The organism is Desulfobacula toluolica Tol2 (assembly GCF_000307105.1).
GTDB lineage: Bacteria > Desulfobacterota > Desulfobacteria > Desulfobacterales > Desulfobacteraceae > Desulfobacula > Desulfobacula toluolica.
In genome coordinates, this window is the sequence record NC_018645.1 from 4277391 (window position 1) to 4299863 (window position 22473).

Annotated in this window: 20 protein-coding genes and 1 pseudogene; 3 read left to right on the top strand and 18 right to left on the bottom strand. The window is 35.5% G+C overall.

The features are described 5' to 3' along the window. Nucleotides 1-2 precede the first annotated feature (2 nt). A complete protein-coding gene (locus TOL2_RS19465; protein ID WP_014958998.1) occupies nucleotides 3-1319 on the bottom strand; it encodes a nucleotide sugar dehydrogenase in 1317 nt (438 codons plus the stop codon). Between the two features lie 415 nt (nucleotides 1320-1734). Here TOL2_RS19465 and tnpA point away from each other — a divergent pair, with 415 nt between their 5' ends. Genes tnpA through tnpC form a run of 3 tightly spaced genes read left to right on the top strand, consistent with a single transcriptional unit; the run spans nucleotide 1735 to nucleotide 3976 of the window. Beyond that, nucleotides 1735-2055, top strand: coding sequence for an IS66 family insertion sequence element accessory protein TnpA (gene tnpA / locus TOL2_RS19475; protein ID WP_014956142.1), 321 nt, complete (start codon nucleotides 1735-1737; stop codon nucleotides 2053-2055). Beyond that, entirely contained in the window at nucleotides 2052-2399 is a 348-nt protein-coding gene (gene tnpB / locus TOL2_RS19480) for an IS66 family insertion sequence element accessory protein TnpB (protein ID WP_014956143.1), read from the top strand. Before tnpA ends, tnpB begins: the two co-directional genes overlap by 4 nt. A 44-nt stretch (nucleotides 2400-2443) precedes the next feature. Then, nucleotides 2444-3976, top strand: coding sequence for an IS66 family transposase (gene tnpC, locus TOL2_RS19485; RefSeq protein ID WP_014956144.1), 1533 nt, complete (start codon nucleotides 2444-2446; stop codon nucleotides 3974-3976). A 36-nt stretch (nucleotides 3977-4012) separates the two neighbouring features. On the opposite strand, the pseudogene TOL2_RS26170 reads toward tnpC, so the two are convergent. The 17 genes and pseudogenes from TOL2_RS26170 to TOL2_RS19565 all read right to left on the bottom strand — a co-directional run. Further along, a pseudogene (locus TOL2_RS26170) lies at nucleotides 4013-4189 on the bottom strand (IS110 family transposase); the annotation flags it as partial. 201 nt (nucleotides 4190-4390) lie between these two features. Continuing rightward, the gene (locus tag TOL2_RS19490; RefSeq protein WP_148278154.1) at nucleotides 4391-6406 is read right to left on the bottom strand and encodes an alginate lyase family protein; all 2016 of its coding nucleotides are present in this window, start codon (nucleotides 6404-6406) and stop codon (nucleotides 4391-4393) included. Between the two features lie 2 nt (nucleotides 6407-6408). Continuing rightward, nucleotides 6409-7515: a glycosyltransferase family 4 protein gene (locus tag TOL2_RS19495; protein WP_014959000.1), complete on the bottom strand. Its 1107-nt coding sequence runs from the start codon at nucleotides 7513-7515 to the stop codon at nucleotides 6409-6411. A gap of 17 nt (nucleotides 7516-7532) precedes the next feature. Then, nucleotides 7533-9380, bottom strand: a complete 1848-nt coding sequence (locus TOL2_RS19500) for a right-handed parallel beta-helix repeat-containing protein (protein ID WP_014959001.1) — start codon at nucleotides 9378-9380, stop codon at nucleotides 7533-7535. 20 nt (nucleotides 9381-9400) lie between these two features. Continuing rightward, complete coding sequence (locus TOL2_RS19505; RefSeq protein ID WP_014959002.1) at nucleotides 9401-10498, bottom strand: glycosyltransferase; 1098 nt, start codon at nucleotides 10496-10498, stop codon at nucleotides 9401-9403. 16 nt (nucleotides 10499-10514) lie between these two features. Then, nucleotides 10515-11603: a glycosyltransferase family 4 protein gene (locus TOL2_RS19510; protein WP_014959003.1), complete on the bottom strand. Its 1089-nt coding sequence runs from the start codon at nucleotides 11601-11603 to the stop codon at nucleotides 10515-10517. A gap of 22 nt (nucleotides 11604-11625) precedes the next feature. Further along, a complete protein-coding gene (locus tag TOL2_RS19515; protein ID WP_014959004.1) occupies nucleotides 11626-12528 on the bottom strand; it encodes a sulfotransferase family protein in 903 nt (300 codons plus the stop codon). A gap of 96 nt (nucleotides 12529-12624) precedes the next feature. Next, complete coding sequence (locus tag TOL2_RS19520) at nucleotides 12625-13578, bottom strand: acyltransferase family protein (protein WP_014959005.1); 954 nt, start codon at nucleotides 13576-13578, stop codon at nucleotides 12625-12627. A 41-nt stretch (nucleotides 13579-13619) separates the two neighbouring features. Then, nucleotides 13620-14189, bottom strand: coding sequence for an acyltransferase (locus tag TOL2_RS19525; RefSeq protein ID WP_232507972.1), 570 nt, complete (start codon nucleotides 14187-14189; stop codon nucleotides 13620-13622). Between the two features lie 72 nt (nucleotides 14190-14261). Then, nucleotides 14262-15797 carry an oligosaccharide flippase family protein gene (locus TOL2_RS19530; protein WP_014959007.1) on the bottom strand — a complete coding sequence of 512 codons (1536 nt, stop codon included), beginning with the start codon at nucleotides 15795-15797 and terminating at the stop codon, nucleotides 14262-14264. A gap of 175 nt (nucleotides 15798-15972) precedes the next feature. Beyond that, nucleotides 15973-16224, bottom strand: coding sequence for a hypothetical protein (locus TOL2_RS19535; RefSeq protein WP_041279636.1), 252 nt, complete (start codon nucleotides 16222-16224; stop codon nucleotides 15973-15975). 78 nt (nucleotides 16225-16302) lie between these two features. Beyond that, nucleotides 16303-16533, bottom strand: a complete 231-nt coding sequence (locus TOL2_RS26110; protein WP_041279637.1) for a class I SAM-dependent methyltransferase — start codon at nucleotides 16531-16533, stop codon at nucleotides 16303-16305. 473 nt (nucleotides 16534-17006) lie between these two features. Continuing rightward, complete coding sequence (locus TOL2_RS19545) at nucleotides 17007-17483, bottom strand: serine O-acetyltransferase (RefSeq protein ID WP_232507974.1); 477 nt, start codon at nucleotides 17481-17483, stop codon at nucleotides 17007-17009. Nucleotides 17484-17810: 327 nt separating this feature from the next. Further along, nucleotides 17811-18719, bottom strand: coding sequence for a class I SAM-dependent methyltransferase (locus TOL2_RS19550; RefSeq protein ID WP_014959010.1), 909 nt, complete (start codon nucleotides 18717-18719; stop codon nucleotides 17811-17813). Between the two features lie 148 nt (nucleotides 18720-18867). Then, nucleotides 18868-19968, bottom strand: a complete 1101-nt coding sequence (locus TOL2_RS19555) for an N-acetyl sugar amidotransferase (protein WP_014959011.1) — start codon at nucleotides 19966-19968, stop codon at nucleotides 18868-18870. A 206-nt stretch (nucleotides 19969-20174) separates the two neighbouring features. Then, a complete protein-coding gene (locus TOL2_RS19560) occupies nucleotides 20175-21707 on the bottom strand; it encodes a lipopolysaccharide biosynthesis protein (protein WP_014959012.1) in 1533 nt (510 codons plus the stop codon). Continuing rightward, on the bottom strand, nucleotides 21707-22465 hold the full coding sequence (locus TOL2_RS19565; protein WP_014959013.1) for a hypothetical protein: 759 nt from the start codon (nucleotides 22463-22465) through the stop codon (nucleotides 21707-21709). The genes TOL2_RS19560 and TOL2_RS19565 overlap by 1 nt, the downstream gene beginning before the upstream one ends. Between the last annotated feature and the right edge of the window lie 8 nt (nucleotides 22466-22473).

Sequence of the window (22473 nt, forward strand, 5' to 3'; positions counted from 1 at the left end):
GTTTACCAGCAAAGTCCTTTATAAAGTCCGGTACTGTTTCTTCCTTTAACGGCGCGCACAAGATCTATAATTTTCTGATTCTCTTTTGCCCTTGCCATAACATCCTTGAATTCAGACGAATCATTTCCGATTACAATAGTCTGAGCATGTTGGAGTACCTCATCCATTGTTTTCACCATCAATTTTGCAATATGTGGAATCCTGTTAAATATAAAATCCTTGTTCGCACCAACTAAAGCGGCAAGATTCACATTTTTATCATACACCTTTATGTCATAACCTTTTCCAAGAAGCCGTTCAATCATCTCCACAACCGGACTTTCCCTTAAATCATCCGTACCCGCCTTGAAACTAAACCCCAGAAAACCGATCTGGCGATTATCTTCTTCCATGACCATGCGTAATCCATTTTCAATATGTAAATTATTGCTCGGTAAAATGGAATTTAATATGGGAAGATCAATATCCAAAGATTTCCCTTTATATGTCAGGGCTCGAACATCTTTTGGCAGACAGGAGCCGCCAAAGGCAAATCCGGGCTTTAGGTAATATGGAGATATATTGAGCTTTTCATCACTGCAAAAGATATCCATAACATCATGACTGTCCACCCCAAGGGCTTTGCAGATATTACCCACTTCATTTCCAAATCCCACCTTGAGGGCATGCCAGACATTATCCACATATTTTACCATCTCAGCCACCTCAATAACGGTTCTGATAACAGGGCAGCCCAGATTTTGATAAATAGATGCCAAAAGGTCTCCACTGATGCAATCCGTCTCACCGATAACGGTTTTGGGCGGATTATAAAAATCATAAACTGCTGTTCCTTCCCTTAAAAATTCTGGATTATTGCATACGCCGAAATCCCGCCCGGCAAATTTACCGGAACTTTTCTCAAGGGTTGGAATAACAATATTCCTGATGGTACCGGGAAGTATAGTGCTTCTGATAACCACAACATGGCGTGACGATTTATGCTTTATCGACTCACCAATATGTTCACAAACTCTTTGCACATAGTGCGTATTCAGATCCCCGTTTGCGTGACTGGGAGTTCCAACACATACAAGGGACAGTTCGCTTTTTTCAATAGCATTGGATGCAGACGTTGTTGCAGTCAATCGACCATCGGAAACAACGGTTTTTATAATTGCCCCGATATCCTTTTCAATAATCGGTGTTTCTCCCCTATTTATCATGTTGACTTTGGCATCAACCGGATCAACACCCACTACCTTATGACCATTTTTTGCAAGACACGCCGCAGTAACAGCACCAACATATCCAAGTCCAAAAATACTTATCTTCATCATTCCCTCTACTACCAATAATGTTAACGTAACAAGCTGCCGTGATCAGATACTTTTTTCCCTATGCGCTAAGTACCTATACAATAGTTTTTACGCCCATGTAAAAACAGATATTACTGATGTCATTGCCATATTAAAATTAAGATAGGTAAAAATTTTAGTCCACCTACTTAGTATCTGCTGATTTTCTTTCAGGTAATCTTTGAAATACCCATGAAGACTCTGATACAACACCGTCGCTTTTTTCTTAAGACGCCCTTTGCTTAATTCTTTTACATTTTCTAAGGTCAGTTCACCGTCGGTACATAATAGATTGATGAGGTTAGTGCCAGTCAAACCAAAGTAAGCGGTAATTAAACCCCATCTACTAAGGCCTCCAGATTTCGCTTAATATCTCTTCTCAAAAAGGAGGTGTGTATTGAGCAAATCGTGGAAGAAAATAAACGAAGAAAAGGCAATATTCTGGAAAACACATATCGATCAATGGACTGAATCCCGCCTGTCCCAAATAGAGTACTGCCGCCAGAATGGCCTGAGGCCGAACAGGTTCACCTATTGGAAGATTAAATTCGGTAAACCAAATCAGCCCACAGGACTGGTTCAGGTTCCTGTGCCGACTCACTTTTGTCAAGCAGGGCTAAAACTGAATATAGGCCGGGAACTGCAAGTGGAAATCCCTGACGGTTTTAAGAAAGAAACCCTTGAGCAGGTGCTTTCTGTATTGAAGGCTGTCCAATGATGAATTTTCCGTCAGACACCAAGGTCTATCTATTCTTAGGCGCAACGGATATGCGCAAAGCTATTAACGGATTGTCCGTCATTGTCAGTGAACAGATGCAACTTGACATATTTTCCTCCAACTTGTTTGTATTCTGCAACCGGACGCAGACCATTTTAAAAATTTTATACTGGGATAAAAATGGCTTCTGTATGTGGCAGAAACGTCTTGAAAAAGACCGTTTCAAGTGGCCGAAAACATCTGACGATGTCATGAATATTACCAGTCGAGAGTTGTCCTGGTTAGTTGACGGCCTGAATATAAATCAGGCACATAAACCCTTGAAATATTCCATGATTTATTGATGTTAAAACTATGAAAAAGCCCGTGGTTATGGTATATACAGTCCATGACTAAAGGCAAGGTAAAAGGTAATCGGAATCTGGATGAAGTGAAGAAAATTGCTTGTGATTTGATTGATGAGAATCAAATCCTTAAAGAGCAGGTTAAATCACTTCAGAATATGATCTTTGGTCGCAAATCAGAGAAAACGCCTAAAGATGACGGGCAAATGTCTCTGTTCGATATGCCTGAACCCGAACTTCCTATCCTGGAAAAAGAGGAGGAAGACGTAACGATTGGTGAACATACCCGTAAAAAACGTGGCCGCAAGCCTTTACCCGCCGATCTTCCCCGTATAGATGTTATACATGAACTCAGCGAGGATGAAAGACAGTGCAACTGCGGTTGCCTTAAGGAACGCATCGGCCAGGAAGAGTCAGAACAACTGGACTATATCCCTGCCAAAGTAAGGGTACTTCGAAACATCCGGTATAAATACGCCTGCAAAAATTGTGAAGGTGTGGAAGACGACGGCCCCACCGTGTCAATTGCCAGGATGCCTGAACAGATTATCCCCAAAAGCATTGCTACCCCGGGCCTTCTGGCACATATTCTGACCGCAAAATTTGCAGATGCCCTGCCGTTTTACCGTCAGGAAAAGCAATTTACCAGGATCGGTATTGAACTTGGCCGGTCGACCATGTGTACATGGGCCATGAAAGTCGCTGACGCCTGTGATATTCTAATCGACATGATGCAAAAGGACATACTGGCAAGCCCGATGATTGGTGCTGATGAAACACCTCTTCTGGTCTTAAAGGGCCCCCGGAAATCAAAATCATATATGTGGATTTTTAGAGGTGGTCCGCCTGATATGCCAATTATTCAATTCCAATATCATCCGACACGATCCGGAGATGTTGCCGCATCATTTTTGAATGGATACAAAGGCATTGTTCAGACGGATGGCTATAAAGGATATGATTTTCTGGACAAAATAACAGATATCATTCATGTGGCATGCTGGACTCACGCCCGCAGGGGATTTAAAAATGTAACAAAAGCTGCAGGGAATAAAAAGAGTTCGTCGGGCAATGCCGGCACCGCTTTAAAGTATATCAGTCTGCTTTATAAAATTGAAAAAGAAGCCCGGGTGCAGGAATTAACGCCTGACCAATTATATGCTCGGAGGCAAAAAGAAGCGGTTCCAATTTTAGAAGAGTTCAAGAAATGGCTTGATGCAAGAGTGGAAAAAGTTCCTCCCAAAAGTCTGCTTGGCAAGGCGATCCATTATACTCTCAACCAATGGCACAGGCTCATCCAATACACGACCGACGGAATCATCAGGCCTGATAACAATCTGGTTGAAAATGCCATCCGACCTTTTGTGGTCGGACGAAAGAATTGGCTTTTCTCGGACACCGTTAAGGGTGCCCGGGCCAGTGCACTGATTTACAGCTTGATTGAAACAGCCAAATCAAATGGGCTGGAGCCATATTGGTATCTCAAATATCTGTTTGAACACTTGCCTGAGGCTATGACGGAAGATGATTTTAAGGCGTTGCTTCCATACAATGTCGATAAAAAACAGTTGGCTTGACCTTCCGCCCCCTGAGTGGGGTTAAAACATCGCTTACAAACCAAACAGATCTGAAGCTATGGAATCAATTTTAATATTTGCGGTAATAAATAATTTGTGGACACGCCTTTTATAATCTGAAAGTGACTCGGTATATGTTTTTCTCAACCGACTTAATTCACGCCATTCCCGAACATTTTCAGGGGGAATAAAACTACCTTTTACCAAAATGTGCTATTTGAATACTTGGTCATGGCTATCCTCAATCTTTATATTTGTGGTAAATAAAAAAAATATGGTAGCTATGACCATTTCCTCAAATTTACAAGTGTTTCATGCTTTGTTGTGTCCGATAGGACATGTGGGTTATTGGGAATAATCAAAACGCTCCTATAAAAAAAACACCATACCCATAAATCTTTTTCTCTTTAATTTTTAAGAATTTAATATGATGCGGGTGATAATATCGCTATCATTGATAGCATCCCCATAAAATCGGATAGTGAATGTTTCCGTGATCTCGTTAAAATTTTGCGAATACCATCCTGAAACAGGCTCATGATCTCCGCATAATATCTGTGAATTCAGATGCTCAGAAAAAGCCAGTATGACCTCCTCATCCCGCCGTTTTATAATAAACCCTTTATCTAAAGCCTTAATTCGACATTCTGGATGACAATGAAAAAACTGCTCAATAAATATCTTCTTATTTTGCTTTATAGAATCCGTTATCATAAATTCTTTTATATCGGGATTCCAAACCACTTCACGTGTGACCCCTGCAAATGTTTTTTTTTTCAGATAGGCATCATGCCCGGCTTTCCATATCACTTTATTCCCTTTTTTTATAAGACAGTTTTCTATGATACGGTACGGTTTACCAAACATAAAATCACCTTGCTGATCACTCATATCTGTTTTATTGATCCGCAATGTATTGTGAGCTGCCGTAGACCTGAAATACGTTCTCCATTTTTCAGCATTATGATAGCGATAAGTACCGGGATCAATAAACATCTCCAGCCCGTTCACAGACAATGTAAAAGAAAGAGCGTCCAGATGTCCATGGGCATAAAGCGGCGCCATCCCAAGTGGCATGGCATTGCCTATAAACAGAACTTCCTTTTCTTCAATATAATCTTTAATAACGGCAAGCCCGCTGTGACTGTGCATCTGAAACGAACAATCGGTCGCATTTTTTATTTGTTTGCCTCCATTCAATTTATTTAAACATAAAGAGATGCTCTTTTTTGGTCCCATATAGTTTTGTTTTTTTGATAATTCACAGGGAAATCCAGTTAAAATCCAAGTCTTTAAATCAGGCTTAGCAGTTACAAAATCTTTTCTATCAAACAATAAAGACGCTGTATTCAAAATTGAAGAAAAATTATCCAGGCTTGAAATGCCGAAATTGACCAAAACAGCACTATCCTGGTCCCCAATGTTCGGCATATTCCCATTTTTATCCATTATAGATTTTATAAATTCACAGGAAGTTTCAAGTCGTTTATCTATGTTTTTCGTATATTCAATCCCGTTGATATCGCATATGATTTTAAACAATAAAAAGAAATCGATAACAAAAGATAAATATGTTGTTGAATATTCAAAACTACCACCATCCGGTAAAATTTGACGTGAAATTTCTGTTTCAAGAATCTTTTTGCCTTGATTAAACCATGTTTCACTACCTTTCAAGTGAGGGAAATACAACCCGGCAACAAACAAGCCAAACCCTTCGGCAAGCAAATGGTTGTTTGACGATGAAAACTTTGACGGATATCTTTTAAGGTGATTGGCATGAAACCAGACAAATGTATTTATATTTTTAAGATCATCTGTTGCAAAATCATAATTTTCCAGAAAGGAAAGTGCCCATACAAGATTTGCAAGCCGAATACCGACCTCAATACCGCTTGACCAGTTTACACCAACTGGATACGGATTCTCTTTTATCCATGATTTTATCAAAAAAAGAATCTTATCTGCATATTTTTGATCATTTGTAATTCTATAAGAGATTGCCAGGGGAAATAAATAATAAAGCCTATTTATCTCCCATACAAATTTTATCCCACCAAATCTTTTATCACGATAATCTATATCCCCCCAGAAGCTTTTGGGCCAGCTTCTTTCAGTTACAGGATCCCTATGCCAGTCAATATGAGAATTAAAAAAAACATTTATTCCAAAAGCTGAAAAATGGTTTTTGAGTGCTAAATTTGCTATTGATAAATGTTTTTGTAAGGTTTTTGGAAAAAAACCATTAATATTTTGCGGTTTGGAATCTCTATAAAGGGAAAAAATAGAGTACTCAGGCATCAAACAAATTTCAGGAGATTTAAAATTTCTGGTTTTATCGAAATTCTTTTTTGATTTTTCCCTGATCCGCCAAGGGATCTCAGGCAAAGTCATTCGCTGAAGACGTTTTATATACCAGGAGATCGACATGGTTATAAATTGCAATTACCATAAATAGTTAAAAGTTTTTTTGCCACGACTGATGCAATAAAATGTTTTTTTGCGTAATTATAATTATATTCAGCCGTATTGAGCATACTTTTTTTATCACATATGATTTTTTCCATCATTTCAGCAATAATTTCCGGGCTTGTATTTTCACATAAATAGCCCATTTTTCCATTCTTAAAAAAATCTTTAATACCACCAACGGGCCTTGTAACAACAGACATTCCAAAAGCCATTGCCTCGAGAACTGAAGTCGGCATTCCTTCTCCATAATAGGTTGGAAAACAATAAATATCATGCTTTTCAAAAATATCAATTTTTTCCTCCCCTTTAACATAGCCCGGCATAAAAATGCTGTTATTTAAACCAAGGCGATCTATATATTCAACAATTTCTTTTGTTAAACTGCCATCTCCTGCTATGGAAAGAGTGATCGAATACTGTTTATTCAACAATAATTTAAAAGCATCTATGGTTTCAAAAACACCTTTTTTTTTTTCAAGCCTTGAAAGAAAAAGAATATGAATTGTGCTATCGTCTTTCATCCTTTTTATCTTCTTTTCAATTGAAAACCGTTTAAGAAGAGATTCATTCACAGCGGTTGTTAAAATATAAATTTTTTCTTTTATTTTTAATATGTTAAGTGCAGCCTTAAATTCAGAAGCAAGAACAATAAAAGAATCTGCTTTTTTATATGTCAAATTTAAAAATTTTAATAAGACACCATGAATTTTTTTTTCAAATTTTTGTTCCCATCCATGAAAAAAAACAACAACCTTAATTTTTTGTTTTTTTGCCCAGAAAACAAATAATCCATCCCTTATGAAACTTTTAAAATTTAAGGATGGATTAATATGAACAAGATCAGGTTTCATGGAAATTATTTGCTTTATAAATTTTATTTGATCTGTAATTTGATGAAAAAGTTTATTTTTTCCTTGGGTGCTGCCAATCTCAAATATTTTTATCCCGATATTATCCGACTCATATAAGTAAGGCATGACCGATCTATAATAGTGGGCAACCCCGCCAGGATCATTCTTTAATGAAGGAAGTGTTATCAAAATCTTTTTTTTACTGATTGCTTCCATTTATATAAACATAACTCCTATAATTTTTTTGAGACGTCAAATTTTTTTTTTGAATCATTCATAAATTCATGTGCTCCGATATCCAAGCCGGACTGATGATAACACCCCCCTATTCCATCCAGAAATTTGGGATCAACCGCTTCATTGAGCAAAATTATATTACTTTTATAATCAACATCAACAATATGAAAAAGCTTATTGAGACCTTTAAACATGATGCACTGAGTATGATCAGAATTAATATTTTTGTAGAAAAACAATGCATTGTTGACGACCAATTGATTTTTAATCTCTTGTGAAACAGGAGATGTATAAAAACATCCATGGTTGATTGCCGGAGAATTTTCTCTTAAATGATATTCATCTTGAAAAAAATCAGCAAATTCAGGATTAATATTCCGACTGTGCTGATCAACTTTAAATGCGTTTTGATATTGTTTAAAATCATAATTTCTTTTGTTATGATAAAAAACAACATGGTTGTCAGGGGTATAATATAAATTATAGTCGAAATAAAAACTTGAATGATCCGGTGGTCTCAATGCCTCCAAAAATCTGATCCTGCTCATTTTATTTTGTTTAGACGCTATTATATTGTTAATGAAATACACATTATCAATTTTTCCGGAGATATCAATCGGCGCACTCCCGCCATTCCAAATAAAATTATTATTAAAAACCGCTATATTGCTCGTTCTTATAAGTAATAGATGATAGCCGTCTCCTTTGATAATACTGTTCATGAGTCTTATAGTCCCGGAACCCCCTGCCAGATTTATTGCAGCTGATGTCATCTTTGTCGGTTCATTACTGCTGATATGCCCCCTGATGGTAACATTTTGTGCTGAATGACCGACAACAACCCCCCCATGCTGATTCTGATCCGATCGATTATTTAATAAAAGGATATCCCTTCCGGTCGTGATATCGAACCCCTCTTCCGCACACATTTCAGCAAAGTTATTTTTCAATAAAAAATTAAACCCAGCCGTATGACCGAATCCGTCTTCATGAATTGTAATTCCGTCATTTTTTAATACTGTTTTAATATGGCATTCACTAATGACAACATTGCTTAATTTATTTTCAGCAGATCCTCCTAAATGGATTCCATTATTATCTGAATTCTCAATATAACATCCGCTTATATTTAACCCTGTCCCCCCTTTATGAACGCTAATGCCGTTATTTCCAGAATTCAGTATTTCTAAATTTTTTAATTGAATATTTTTAAAACCTTTTGCAGATACGGCTACGCACGTCTTTGCAGAATTTTGTATTCTTAAATCCTGTATCGAAATATATGAATGATATATTCTAATACCGACGGAGTGGCTTTTTTGCATATCAATAACAGGCAAATCACCTTGACCATAAGAGCCTATAATAATCGCTGCTTTTTCATTACCGCCAGGAGGAGTAAACAAAGTATTATTCCACACTTCACCTCTTTTCAATAAAATCATGCTTCCGTGTGCAAATGAGACTTTCTTTATGTTGGAAAAATCTTTCCACGGTTTATCTATACTGGTGCCGGAATTTCGATTATTACCCCTTGTGTTGTCAATATAATAAACTTTGTTTTCTTTGTATTCCGTATCCGCTGAATACCGGCTTGATGGATGCTTGCCGACAGTATTCGGCACCCCGCCCATTGCCGGCATTTTCATATGAGAATCGTGATCAATCACATCGGTAACCTTCATCTTTCCATGGGGATAAACACTGGACAAAGGCGCGTTTCTTTCACTGATATCATCCCAATTTGCTTTTTGAAAATAGATAATTGACAGTAAAAAACAAATGATAATTAATAAAAAAGCAATCAGTATATTTCCTTTGGTTTTAATGATATCGCCTCCCAAAAAACTTAAACCAGTTGACTTTATTTTGAATTACAGACACTTAACAAATATTGTTCCAAATCATCGACAATGAATCGCCAATGATATCTTTGTGCTGCCGATCTGATCTCCTGATATTTAAACTGAGGATGTCCTTTATATATAGATTCTATGCCGCTGGCAAATCCCTCGATGGTATCATCAATCAAAACGCCGTTACCCTTATTAATAACCAGTTTATTTTCAGATGTGGATGTCGCAATGACAGGCATACCGGACAAAAGATAGTCAAATGTTTTTGTAGGCGGCTGAACATCGAAACAGGGAATTATCGGAACAAAAGAAACGCCGATATTATGTGTATCAAAATGAGGTTTTAATTGATCAAAGGGAATCCGTCCCAAAAGATGGACATGTTTTTCAAGGTTTAATTTTTGAACAAGACCTTTTAATTGCTCAAGCTCATCATGGTCGCTGTCCCCGATAATAGTATATTGAATCACATTTTCGGCTGCAGCGTTTTTCTGAAGAAATGCATAAAGTCCACGGATGGTTTTATCAATTCGGCGATTTAATAATGTGCCCACATAGAGCAATTTTACATCATTAAAGTCACCTTTCCGATCTGATATTGGGATAGACCCTAATGATAATATCTTGCTTTTATTTTCCAGTTTTAATTTTTCTGCCAGCGATTTTGAAATAACCGTTATATGACGAAAAAAGATGGATTCCAATCTTAAAAAAAAATTATATATCATGCCTGATAAAACATTTTGTTTTATGTATCCGGTCCTGATATCAAAAACAAAATTTTTCTTAGGAAGTAACAACTTCAACAGTGAACACCCTCTGAAATAAACAATAAAACAAACATCAACACTATTACGACGCAAATATGATATGACGGCACGAATATATCTTAAATTGCGGACCAGAAGGTTACCGGCCCTTGATATATAAATTACATTGATGCCTTCCATTGCATCCTTTGGCATCAAATAGTCCCAGCACAGATAGGTGATATTATGTCGGTCCCGTAAATATTTACAATAAAAATAAGTGTCAATATGATGACCAAACTGCTTTTGGTAAAGAATAAGCAGATTGAGTACAGTTTTCGAGGCCTTATATGTCATAAAAGCCAACCTTGATTCAACGATAATCCATTAATGTTAATATTTTTTTTATATTATCCAAAGAGTAATTTTCTACTGCATATTTTCTGGCATTTGCACCCATATTTTCCCGCATCCCATTATCTTCGATTAATTTCCCGGTATTCCGGACAAGTTTATTAAAACTGCCTGAACAATAACCCATTGCTTTTTTTTGCATAACCCCATCAGGATCAACATTTAAACTCACCACTGGGACCCGCCGCATCCATGCCTGAATAAAAGTGTTACTGAACCCCTCATGTTTGCTGGTATTGATCAAAACATGAGCCTTTTCAAGATACTTATTGACCTCATCATTGGACACCTCACCTCTGACTTCAATATTATTCCTCCGGGCTTTAAGAACAAGTTTATAATATTGTTCCGTACGTCCCAGCATAATGAAATGAACATTTTTTATAGGTCTAAATTTTTCAGCCAGCTGAACAAAAATTTCCGGCTGTTTTACAGGTTTCCAGGTTCCTATCCAAAGAATTATAATTTTTGAATTTACCTTTTTACAATCGGCAGGAACAGGATGACCATTTGGAATCACCAAAGAGTTTCTTCTATAATTTTCAGCCAGTTTTTGTGCTTGGTAACAGGTCTGAGAGATTATAATATCGGCCTCTTTAATACCATACTGCACCAGTTTAAATTCAGGAATAAGATAAGGTTTTTGCCAGGGAATAGGCCAGGGTTGCACGTCATTTTCCTGGGCGATATGGAAAATAAACTGACAATTATTTTTTTTTGCATAATAAGCAGCAATCCCGGTAAAAGCAATGCCGCTGCGCTGATAGATAACATCCGGCTTTAATTTGTTCAACTTTTTTAATAAATTCAGTGTATAGGGATATTTTATATTTCCAAATTTATTCCATAATTTTTTTTTGATAATGGGATGGAGTATAGTTCCATTTTGATTTTCATATTCATCTTTATTGGCTAAGAACAAATAATGTGTTTCCCATTTCTGCCGCATGGCTTCTTGTTCGATGAAGTGGGATTGCAGTTCCGCTCCCCCTTGACACTGCCCCCAATAACTTCCAAGGATTATCGATAGTTTTTTTTTTTGCTCCATCTTTTATTCCCATTTATAAAGCTTAAAATAATTGCCAATAACGACCCAAGACCCTTCCTATCACAAGTTTAATTGCCCAGCTTATTTTGCGTAACTCAAGCTGAGAAGATGAAAAACAAATGTCCAAAGATGGAGAAGATTCATCTTTAAGAACAGATACAATCTTTTTTAAATCAGGATCATTTTTAATGTCGTGTTTTATTTCATCAGGCAATAAATCCAAATAACCGGTGTTATGGTATATTGTTTGATGACTTTCCTGTCTCTCGAAATTATCCTGTTCAATACTTTCTTCATTTTTACCGTAAAGATGTATTTTAGCTGACTTGTTACCAAATAAGGTATGATGCTTTTTATTCCAATATTTTTCTTTTCCAGAATGAAAGACAAGGCCGGTTTTCCGGCACAAATCAGACAAAAGGATTTCAGGGGACTTTACAAGGTCGCTATATGAAATAACGATATAATTTTTGATAAAAGAAAAATAGAGCCGATGATAATTTTTCCAAAATTTTTTCCAATGCTTTCGCACCCGTTTATGCATGGAATATGCAAAAGCAGCCGGTTCTTTCCAGATTAATATATGGAACACGTCAATACCTTGTGATTTTAAATATTCTGATTGTTGTTTAATCCACCATGGTTCTTTACTGGAATCAACAATAAAAGAAACTTCAGGCATTTGTCTGAAAATGGCTTTGTAAAGATGCTTTTCCCCTGCTTTACGTATTTTAAACCAAAAATCACAATCTGGATTTCCACAACCGCATTTAGGTTTTAATTCAAAATTGATGGGTCGGTAAGGACGAAAAAGTGCATACACCTCACCTGCAGAAAATCCTTCAGGACTGTTGCTCAACATCATATCCAGCATTGTTGAGCCACTATAAGAACTGCCTCCGATAAAAAAAACTTTTTTATTCATATGAAAACCAAGCACCCATCTTTAGAGTCATACAAGTTTATTAAAAAAAAATTCATACCACAGTTTTAAACGCATTTTATTTTTGTTCCTTTGCAATCATGAAATTTGTTCAATCGAATAGTCATAGTATTTCTGTATATAAAAAGAGGTTGCAATAATGATTGGAAGGCCTATCACAGAAAGATATATCACCATATATATATGATTTGACGGGTTATAAATATGAGTTAATAAAGAAAAAACAAGACGATGAAAAAGATACATACAAAATGAAGCGTATGAAATTGCAGAATAAACATATTTATGAATTATTTTAGAACAATATTCACCGATCAACAGTACGCTTGGTATTGAACTCATAATAAATGCCATCAAGAATATTTTATTGAACCTGTTAAGTGAAAAATATAAAAATAATGCCATTGCAAACAGCATTACAGACCCCATGATTATTTTTTTATTGTTAAAATACTTTTCTTTTACATTATGCTTGGCAAAAATAATACCCATGAAGAATACCGGCAAATAAACAAGCAAACGAATATCAAACAAACCAAATATTTTTCTTAAAATACAGATAATAACAGATAGTACAAGCAATACTGCGCTTGATTTTAACAGGCTATATTTATATACAAACAGAGGATAAAAAAGATAAAAAATACAGATCATCGTCACAAACCAAAGGGTAAAGACTGATTTATCAAGCAATATATTCAAAAACGGCAGATGCAATAAAAAACTTTTAAAAGATATTAACTTAGAAAAAAAGAACAACAATAATCCCAAAACATAAAGAGGATAAATTCTTAAAAATCTTTTAAAAATAAAATCCAATATATCTTTTGTATTGTTTATACAGGTTCTTAGACTTAACAAATATCCTGATATAAAAACAAACAGACCCAAAAATATATATGTTATGACGTCATCGACATTGTTGTGATAAATATCTCCGGCATAGTCATCTATATGATGTATTCCAACAATATAAAATATTGCCAAACATCTTAAAAAATCTATATAATTCATTCTGATGTCATCTTTCATAGCGATCCTTCCATCAAGCACTCCCTTGATTCATCATTATTTTATGGCACCAAAGATTTTCTTGCTATAATATCATTTTTGATGTTTTTTGCAGGATGGCCAAAGATTAATATGTCCGGTGACTTAAAACTATCTACGACGACGCTACCAAGCCCTACATAGCTGTTTTGTGCGATCTCAACGCCTTGAGTCATCCTAACAGCCGAACCAACGTAACACTTTTCATTTATCACTATTTCCGTTTTCTCCCGCTGACCTCCATGAGTCCAAAACTGGCTCCCCCTACCAGCAATACGAGTGTGGTCTTTTATCGTCAGCCCTCCGGATGCATCAAAAAAATGGCATTTTGTTATATGAACATTTTTTCCAATTGTACAAAATGCTTTTCCTGCACTGCTGGAAGTGCAAACAAACTCGTTAAAGCTTCCAATATCACTTTTTTTACCGATAATCAGGTCAAATCCGCCAATAAATCTATTAAAGCTTCCTAAACAGGATTCATTAATTCGTGCCGTACGAACGGCAATAATTGAGCCAATCCCAATCTTTGAAGAATAGGAAATACTGTATCCCATAATATTATTATATAAAAATATTCTAATAATATTCACGGGAACGATCGAAATAAGCAACGAGATGTATTTTTTCATATTCTAAAAGTGATAGGTTATAAAATACCTTTATTAATCAGGCAACATCCTTAATTTTCGAAATACAAAAAGTAACTTTGGACTATTTTGTGAGATCATTGCAAAATTTTTTTTTTCATTATTCAAAAAATAATCGCATTTAAATTGAAAAATAAACGCGATGGAAAATATCAAACTACCCATTAATAATTTCACGACCGTATGAATCACAAAAATGTTTATATAATATGCAGAACTGACTATTACCATCCAGAAAAAAATAATCTTTAATAAAAAAATTCCCATCCCCTTAAAATGGGCGTCACCTCGAACAAAATACCATACAAATAAATTTTTACCGAAATTTGCGGTTTCCGTTGCAAACACCGCACCCCATATTCCAAACAATTTGATTAAAATCACATCCGCAATTAAATTATAAACGGCAAATATTTTGCTATAAAAAATGATATCAGCTTTTTCTTGGAATTGTGCAATTAAAGAGATAGGGAGCGATAATGAATTGTTCACAACAGCGAGAAAAAACATGGTGGTTAAAACTGATGAATATGCAATAAATTTTCCATTATAAACAAGGGATATAATATCCTTAACATATAGTAACATAAAAAAAAAACATGGAAGGCTGAAAATCAAATTTACCTTTACTATCGTTTGAAAAAAAACTGAATTTTGATTAGTTGATGAAGCCGCGGTGGAAAAAAAAGCCGGCCTTATAACATCAATCAAATACACTAACGGTAATAAACTGCTGATTAAACTTTTTAAATTATAACAAAAGGCATAGGCACCAACAACAATGGGATTTAAAAACATGGCAATAATAAAATTATCAAATCCTGAAGTAAGCAAGCCGACCCCGGCGTCATTGAAGTTATAAAACATTGAATATTTGATTAATCGTTTTTTCTCATAATTGCTCAACTTATCCATGCTTCCTTTATAAACGGGAATTTTTTTGACATATAATATTTGAAGTGCTGTAAAAACAATTAGATATGCCAATAAATCCGTCATAATGGCATACCAAATATTTTTTTCAAAAAGAATAATCAACCCATACCCCACAGATTTGATAAGCGGGAAAGCACATCCAATTTTTTTTGAATATTGATGAAGGTAATAAGAAGATAAACATATTTCAAGCAAATTACGCTGCATATGAACAAAAATAATAAGGGTAAAAAACATAAAATGGTGTTTATATTCCGTAATTTTTATTATAGGAGCTATCTCTTCCCATAAAACAAGTGTAATGCCAAGTAAGATTACATTAGCCATCAATCTTAAAAACGAAACTGTTCTATATAAATTATGTGCAATTTTATATTCACCTTTTTGATAATATTCAGGAATATATCTTTGTAAGGTGTTGACGACACCCAAAGACATTACCGTTCCTATCAAAGATAGTGTCGAATAAAGCAAATTATAAATTCCATAATCATATTCGGATAGTGCCCTGACAAGCAAAATTATGGTAAAAAAACCTAAACATTTGCTCAAAGTTTGAAATATTAAAGTATATTTAATCGCGTTATTGGTTTTTTTTATAAAATTTATATTCAAAAAATCAATTCCCTAAAACGTATTTAATAATAAAACAAACCATCTATTTTTGACAACGGTATTATTAAAATGAATTTTCATTACCGATTCCGGAACAATGGACAACAGAAGGAAGTACGGGCAGCGTATAAAGCGAATGCCATTGCACATGTATGCGTAGAATACACACACATGCTTACTTTTTGATGAGCTGCTGATTGTATGCGAAAACGTAATCCTGAGCCCAAGGCTCTTCAAAAGGAATCTGTACAATCTTGAACCCATTCTCTATAAAATATTGAGTGACCTCAGTCTTGGTACGAAAGAAGTCGTTATCTGTCCTATCGGCTTTGAAATCGTGGCAAGCTATCCTCCCTGCATAGGCAATATTCTTAATCATCCAGCCTATACTTTTAACGCCAAACTTCTCTGCCCCCTCAACGTTCATTTAAGATAGTCAATCCGGTAAATGTTATATTCTTTACAGATGTCGTCCAATCTGCGGCCAACTAAGCTTACAGTTCCATTAGGTTTTGAGGCTATTACAATAGTGATAAATGGCTTCTCCAAGGAATACTTCTTTGTCCGCATCTACAACTGCAATATTAAAGGGAACAAAGTTCTTGAGTCCATTATATTCGCATGTTTTCTTTAAACATTTAAAAATCTTTGGGTGGGCCTCAATCAAAAACACTGGGCCGCTTTGTTTTACAGCAAGTGAGAACGAAATCATCTCACAGCCGATCCCAGTACCCACATCAATAACCGTATCTCCAGGGTTAGACTTATAGAAAGGAAACCAATAGGTTCGTTGTGAAGCCAGTAATTTCGCAAGGTCTAAGCGTGATAGAGGTTCCTACTCTGCTATTGCGCCAGTTGGAAGTTGATGAATCCAGCACTCATCAAAGATAATCCTTGCACCACTCCCCTCTGATGACATCGCTCTCAGCGCAATCAACTTTCCCAATAGATATCTTCCACCCGGGTGGTATAATGGGGTGGATTCCACCTGTTGCATCAGCAAAAATCAGACCAATTTTAAAATCCTTATAAATCCGTTGAAGGCGCAATATCATAAATAAATAGCCCGCAAGAAAATTCTGTAACTGCTGTCTGAAATTTGGAAATAGTGGGCTGTGACCAAACCGTTTATAAGCAAATTGAGCCGATGGAACATTTTAATTTGATACTGCGCCGAACTGTCTTCAATGGGCAAATTACTTTAAAAATTTAATATATTGCGAACGCTTTTTCATCATAGTCTGTTCTATTAACATATCCTTTTGATCCCTTTTTTGAAATTACTCTTCCAGGAATACCGACAACAACAGAGTTATCAGGAACGTCTTTTGTTACGACACAATTAGCGCCAATAGCGACATTATTTCCAACTTTAATATCACCAAAAATTTTTGCGCCGGGGCCAATATAAATATTATCGCCTAATACTGGATAGCCTTTATGTTTTCCTCGATTCGCTTTTCCTAAAGTTACCCCTTGAGAAATATTGCAATTTTTTCCTATCGTAGTTTTGGGATGGACTGTAATTCCACCAAAGTGGCCAATACAAAACCCACTTCCAATATTAGTCTCCGGTGGTATTGAAATACCTAATTTATATTTCAATCGGTTAAGTAAAAATTTTGCAACTGGATAACAAAAATATTTTAAATACATATTACTTTTAGTATAGGAACAGGTGCGCATCCAATAGTTATACCTAAACACATTCCATCGAAATAAATGCCAAAGAAAGAACTTAAAACTTACTTCACCTTTAATACGATAAAGATCCGAACATATCAAAAATTTATAATATTTATATTGCATATTTTTTGCCTTCTTATTATCAATCTTGGGGCTTTTAAATTTTCTTGTTTATTTTGCTCATAATTTGGTTGTCCATTGAACCAACTTGAGTTACAGGTAATCTATCTACCTGTAACTCAAGCATTAAACACGCTGACAGCACATATTTTTTCAAAAAACAATTATTATACAAGCCGTTTTCAAGCGATTGCAGATCTAATTTGCTTACATGGCATCTTTTCGAGCGATAAAAGTAAATGCACCTGTAGTATTTTGTATTCTCGTCTCTTCCAAGGCTTTTTTTGAAAAAAAGCTACCAATACGCCACCAGATCTTATGAAAAATATTAACGGGCATTAAAATAGAATTTGTTAGAAAACGAGGCATTTTAGGAAACAACGTGTTTGCTTGTGCTGTAAGTACCGACCATTCAGCACTGGGACAAAGCTTTTCAATCTTAAAGCCACCGGCTTGAAGAGAATTGTATGTTCCCAAATGGGTGTGATGATAAAAACTATCCCCATGGAAGGGCTCAAGAAATGCAACCGTTCCAATAAATATCCCATTTGGTTTTAAAACTCTATAGGCCTCCTTCATCATGACAAAAGGGAATCTTATATGCTCAAGAACCGCAATAGATAAAATAAATTCAAAGCTATCATCTTTAAAAGGCAGAGAATGGGCATCGCCAAGCAGTTGACATTCTTTAGATTCATAATCCAGGCCGAGATACTCAAACCCTGCATATTCGCTGACTTCCCGATGAATGGTACTGCCGCAACCAAGATCCAACATTAAACTGTTATCTGTTTTTGCCCTGGGAAAATAACTTATCAATTCTTTTGTCAGATGAAATGGAACGTTAATATCGGAAAAATCTACTTGTGGGTTGTTATTTTTTTGCAATACATTGAATTTAAATCCTTGCTCTGGAAGCAACGGTGTCCCCAAGGTAAATTTACAGGGATACTCTTTTTTTTTTTGAAGTCGAAAATCCAAGGCTCCAGATTCAGTTGATTTATAATCAGAGTGACAATGAATGCACATTATATTTTGATCTGCCTTCTCAAGCGTTGCTCCACAATATGGACATACCAAAATATCCCATACAGTATCTGAAATTTTACTGTTCATACTTTTCTCCTAAAAAAATTCTTCCAAAGCGGCCAACGACATAAGACGAGACAATTTAAACCAATTTATGAGGATCTTCCAGAAGAGGCTTATTCTACAGCTTGTCCCAGGTTAAAAAAACAGACTCCAAGGCAAACGAAATTTTTTGTTATTTTGATTGATGTACCAAATTCAAACATTTTTTTCCCAGGATGTATAAAGGACTGCTGCTATAATTCGCGAAATCTGTAAAATGCCGTTTTTTAGACGCCTCAAACTCATCGTTTGACAAACCGATCGTTTCAAGAAACGATTCCAGTATGGCTGGCGGTTCTCGAACTTCTTCCATCTCAGCTTTTTGAAGCGCTTCTTCCCTATTGATTTCACCATTTCTTATCAATGCGCTGTATGCCTGCGTTAATTCGCTATAGCCCCATTTTCGGCACATAAGGTAATCTTTAAGTAAATTCAGCAAACAGTCACCATGTTCATATTCATCAGACGGGGGCACCCATTCAATTTCTTTTTCTATAATTTTCTGAAGATTAGCAACTCCTGGATGTAAATAATTTAAGACATCTACTTTTTCAGGCCCTGTTCCGGTTAATTTCCAAAAGCCATGAACTATTGGTGAATAAAAAATATTGCGCATATAGTCTTGAATGTCCTTATATTCCTTTAAAACACTGAAAAAATATTTGCGATCACAATAAGTTGATGCACTTACTCCATCAATGGCCGAAGAATATTTGGCGGAATTGCCCGTCATTATCAGCCGAATACCATTCTGTTTAGCAATTTTTTTTGCCATTGATGCAATAAAGGTATTACAAGGCCCGCAAATCTCGCCGGCTTGGCTTAAAAATATTTTATAAAACTTAAACATCATATTTTCATTAGGCTTATAAATGATTAGATCTACGCCCAATTTTTTGACGGCCCTCTTTATATTTTGGACAGCCAAGGGAGATTGGAAACCATTATTAAAATTATAGGCCAGAATATTTAAGTTGTATTTTTTTGCAAGCACATATAAAACATACATGCTGTCTTTTCCACCACTAACAGGAACCAAACAGTCATATTGCCCTTTGCCCTTAAATCTATCCAAAATTTTTTCAAATTTTAACTCACGATCTTTGTTAGACTCCCTTGGAGCATTAATCTTTTTTTCTTCAAACAAACTACAATAATTGCACTCTCCATCCTTACTTAGATGAACACTTGGAAAATCAGATGGTAATATACATTTAGAACATCTTGTTGACATATTTTTCCTCCGAACTTTTAAATTTGTTCTCTTTAATTTTTTTTATATAACTGCCACGGGCAGACTTGGTCTTTTATCCATGTTTGCCCACAACAAAGATTGAAAGTCTCTGTATGGATTTTTTAAGACTTTCATATAAAAAGAACCGTGAACCTATTAGAATTAAATTCCTTTCATCATCTAAACATAAATTCAATTCACAAGCCCTAACCAGGAAGCATTTTTAATAATTTAAATAGAAAAATCCATTTTGAATTTCCATCTGATACTGTTTTAAAAATTTGTTTTTCATCAGGCCTGAAATAATTACAACCAAATTGAATAAAAAAAGCGATTGCAAATATCGAAACTCCGAAAAGAAGTTGATAAGTAATATTGGAAGGAATTATTTTGCTGAGGCTGTATATAAAAACAGAAATTGCCGCCCAAAACAGGCTTATTTTAATCATAAACAATTCCAATCCTTTAAAACTGGCTTCTTTTCTAACAAAATACCAAATAAAAATATTTTTGGATAAGGTCGCCGTTCCAGTTGCGAACACCGCGCCCCATATCCCGAAAAACTTAATTAGAATCAAGTCTGCAACAATATTATACACGGCAAAAATCTTGCTGTAGAGAACGATATCTGCCTTTTCCATTAGCTGAGCAACTGTGGCAATAGGCAAGGAATTTAAAATGGAAAAAAAAAACATGACACATAGGATGGAAGAATACTCTACAAATTTATTATTTGAGATAATGCTGCTAATATAGTCACCGAATATAAATAAAAAGCAACAACATGGGACTGCAAAAAACAAATTTATTTTTACAAGACTTTGAAAAAATTGCGTTAATTTATCTTTCTGAGACAACGATGTTCCGATGGCAAAAAATGCCGGTTTAATAACGTCCCTCAGGTAGATTAATGGGAGCAATGATGATATTTGAAGATTGATTTGAACATAAAAGGAATAAGCCCCGACAGCAACAGGATTTAATAACATAACAATGATAAAATTGTCAAAATTAGCGCTTAAAACCCCCACACCGGTATTATTAAAATTATAAAAAAGGGCGTATTTTCCAACTCTTTTTTTCTCATTGCTTGTAATAGAATCAATTGTTCCAGAAGAAAAAGGAATTTTATTATAATATAATATTTGAAGCAAGGCAAAAGAAATTAGATAGGCAGACAGGTCGATTATAATTGCATGCCACAGATTTTTATCGTAAATAATGATAAATCCATATCCTATCGCCTTTATGATCGCAAACAAAAGAGCAATTGGTTTTGAATATTTATGAAGAAAATAAGATGACAAAACGATCTCAAGGAAATTGCGCTGTTGATGCAGAACAATAATCAAAGTAAAAAGCATGAAATACGATTTATATTCTGTAATTTTTAAAAAAGGGGCGATTTGCTGCCATAACAATAAAATAAATCCAAGGATTGCAACATCCGCCACCATCCGAATAACACAGCTTATTTTGAATAAATTATGAGCAATCTTGAATTCTCCCCTATTATAATATTCAGGCATATATCGCAGCAGCGCATCTCCTATTCCCAAGGATAAAACTGTTCCAATTAGTCCGATGACCGAATAAAGAAGGTTGTAAACTCCGTAGTCAAATTCGGAAAGCGCCCTGACAAGCAAAACCGTTGCAATAAGCCCACAGCACTGACTTAATGTCTTAAATATTAAAGTATATTTAACAGCGCTGGTTGTTTTTTTAATTTTGTTATACATCAATTCGGCACACTGTAAGCTTTACATACTTGCGAAATGGAGTCATGCATATCTTTATCTCCACTGATACGATATACGCTTTTACCCTGATCTTCCAATGCGGTGCTTAACCGCTTCAAAACATTATGACCCGACTCAAATTCCTCCAGCAACTCTTTACTGTTGGTCTGGAATCCGAATGGCAACGGCCGAATTTGCAATCTCTGCATAAATCGTTCCACACAGATTTTGGGATCGGTCACAACCCAAAACAAATGATTTGAAATAGGGGCCAATTTTGCGTACCTGGTTATCAGTTCATCTGAAACCGTACTTTCCATGTATGCAAACAAGGTAAAACACCTCTGGGAAAAGGCTTCATCCATAATGACCAGATCAGAATCATCAAGATATTGAGAAATCAGATGTACTTCTGAAAAAGTTCTTACAATTGTATTCCATATGGATTCTATCAGCAGTTTCGGCAAATTTGACCCTGCGAGCGCTTTTGAAATCAAAGCAATCAATTCCAGGTGACGGGAAGAAAAGGTAACAAATTCCGGCAAGATGTATCGTTCCCCCATAAACGGCAACCATATCCGGGAAGGCAAAAGTTTCACCATATTTTTAATACGCCCGTCATCCCGCTTTTTAATACATTGTATGATTGCTTCATTTCTATACAAACAATATCGTTGCAACAATTTTAAATGTTTATTTAATGCTGACGACAATGTCGTCTTACCTGATGCCGGCAGGCCTGCAAATTCTATGTACATGCAAACTC

Bases quoted from the DNA above. Each gene is read 5' to 3' on its own strand.
- TOL2_RS19465 (WP_014958998.1), bottom strand. From the start codon at position 1,319: ATGATGAAGATAAGTATTTTTGGACTTGGATATGTTGGTGCTGTTACT.
- tnpB (WP_014956143.1), top strand. From the start codon at position 2,052: ATGATGAATTTTCCGTCAGACACCAAGGTCTATCTATTCTTAGGCGCA.
- tnpC (WP_014956144.1), top strand. From the start codon at position 2,444: ATGACTAAAGGCAAGGTAAAAGGTAATCGGAATCTGGATGAAGTGAAG.
- TOL2_RS19490 (WP_148278154.1), bottom strand. From the start codon at position 6,406: ATGTCGATCTCCTGGTATATAAAACGTCTTCAGCGAATGACTTTGCCT.
- TOL2_RS19495 (WP_014959000.1), bottom strand. From the start codon at position 7,515: ATGGAAGCAATCAGTAAAAAAAAGATTTTGATAACACTTCCTTCATTA.
- TOL2_RS19505 (WP_014959002.1), bottom strand. From the start codon at position 10,498: ATGACATATAAGGCCTCGAAAACTGTACTCAATCTGCTTATTCTTTAC.
- TOL2_RS19510 (WP_014959003.1), bottom strand. From the start codon at position 11,603: ATGGAGCAAAAAAAAAAACTATCGATAATCCTTGGAAGTTATTGGGGG.
- TOL2_RS19515 (WP_014959004.1), bottom strand. From the start codon at position 12,528: ATGAATAAAAAAGTTTTTTTTATCGGAGGCAGTTCTTATAGTGGCTCA.
- TOL2_RS19520 (WP_014959005.1), bottom strand. From the start codon at position 13,578: ATGAAAGATGACATCAGAATGAATTATATAGATTTTTTAAGATGTTTG.
- TOL2_RS19535 (WP_041279636.1), bottom strand. From the start codon at position 16,224: ATGAACGTTGAGGGGGCAGAGAAGTTTGGCGTTAAAAGTATAGGCTGG.
- TOL2_RS19545 (WP_232507974.1), bottom strand. From the start codon at position 17,483: ATGCGCACCTGTTCCTATACTAAAAGTAATATGTATTTAAAATATTTT.
- TOL2_RS19550 (WP_014959010.1), bottom strand. From the start codon at position 18,719: ATGAACAGTAAAATTTCAGATACTGTATGGGATATTTTGGTATGTCCA.
- TOL2_RS19555 (WP_014959011.1), bottom strand. From the start codon at position 19,968: ATGTCAACAAGATGTTCTAAATGTATATTACCATCTGATTTTCCAAGT.
- TOL2_RS19560 (WP_014959012.1), bottom strand. From the start codon at position 21,707: ATGTATAACAAAATTAAAAAAACAACCAGCGCTGTTAAATATACTTTA.
- TOL2_RS19565 (WP_014959013.1), bottom strand. From the start codon at position 22,465: ATGTACATAGAATTTGCAGGCCTGCCGGCATCAGGTAAGACGACATTG.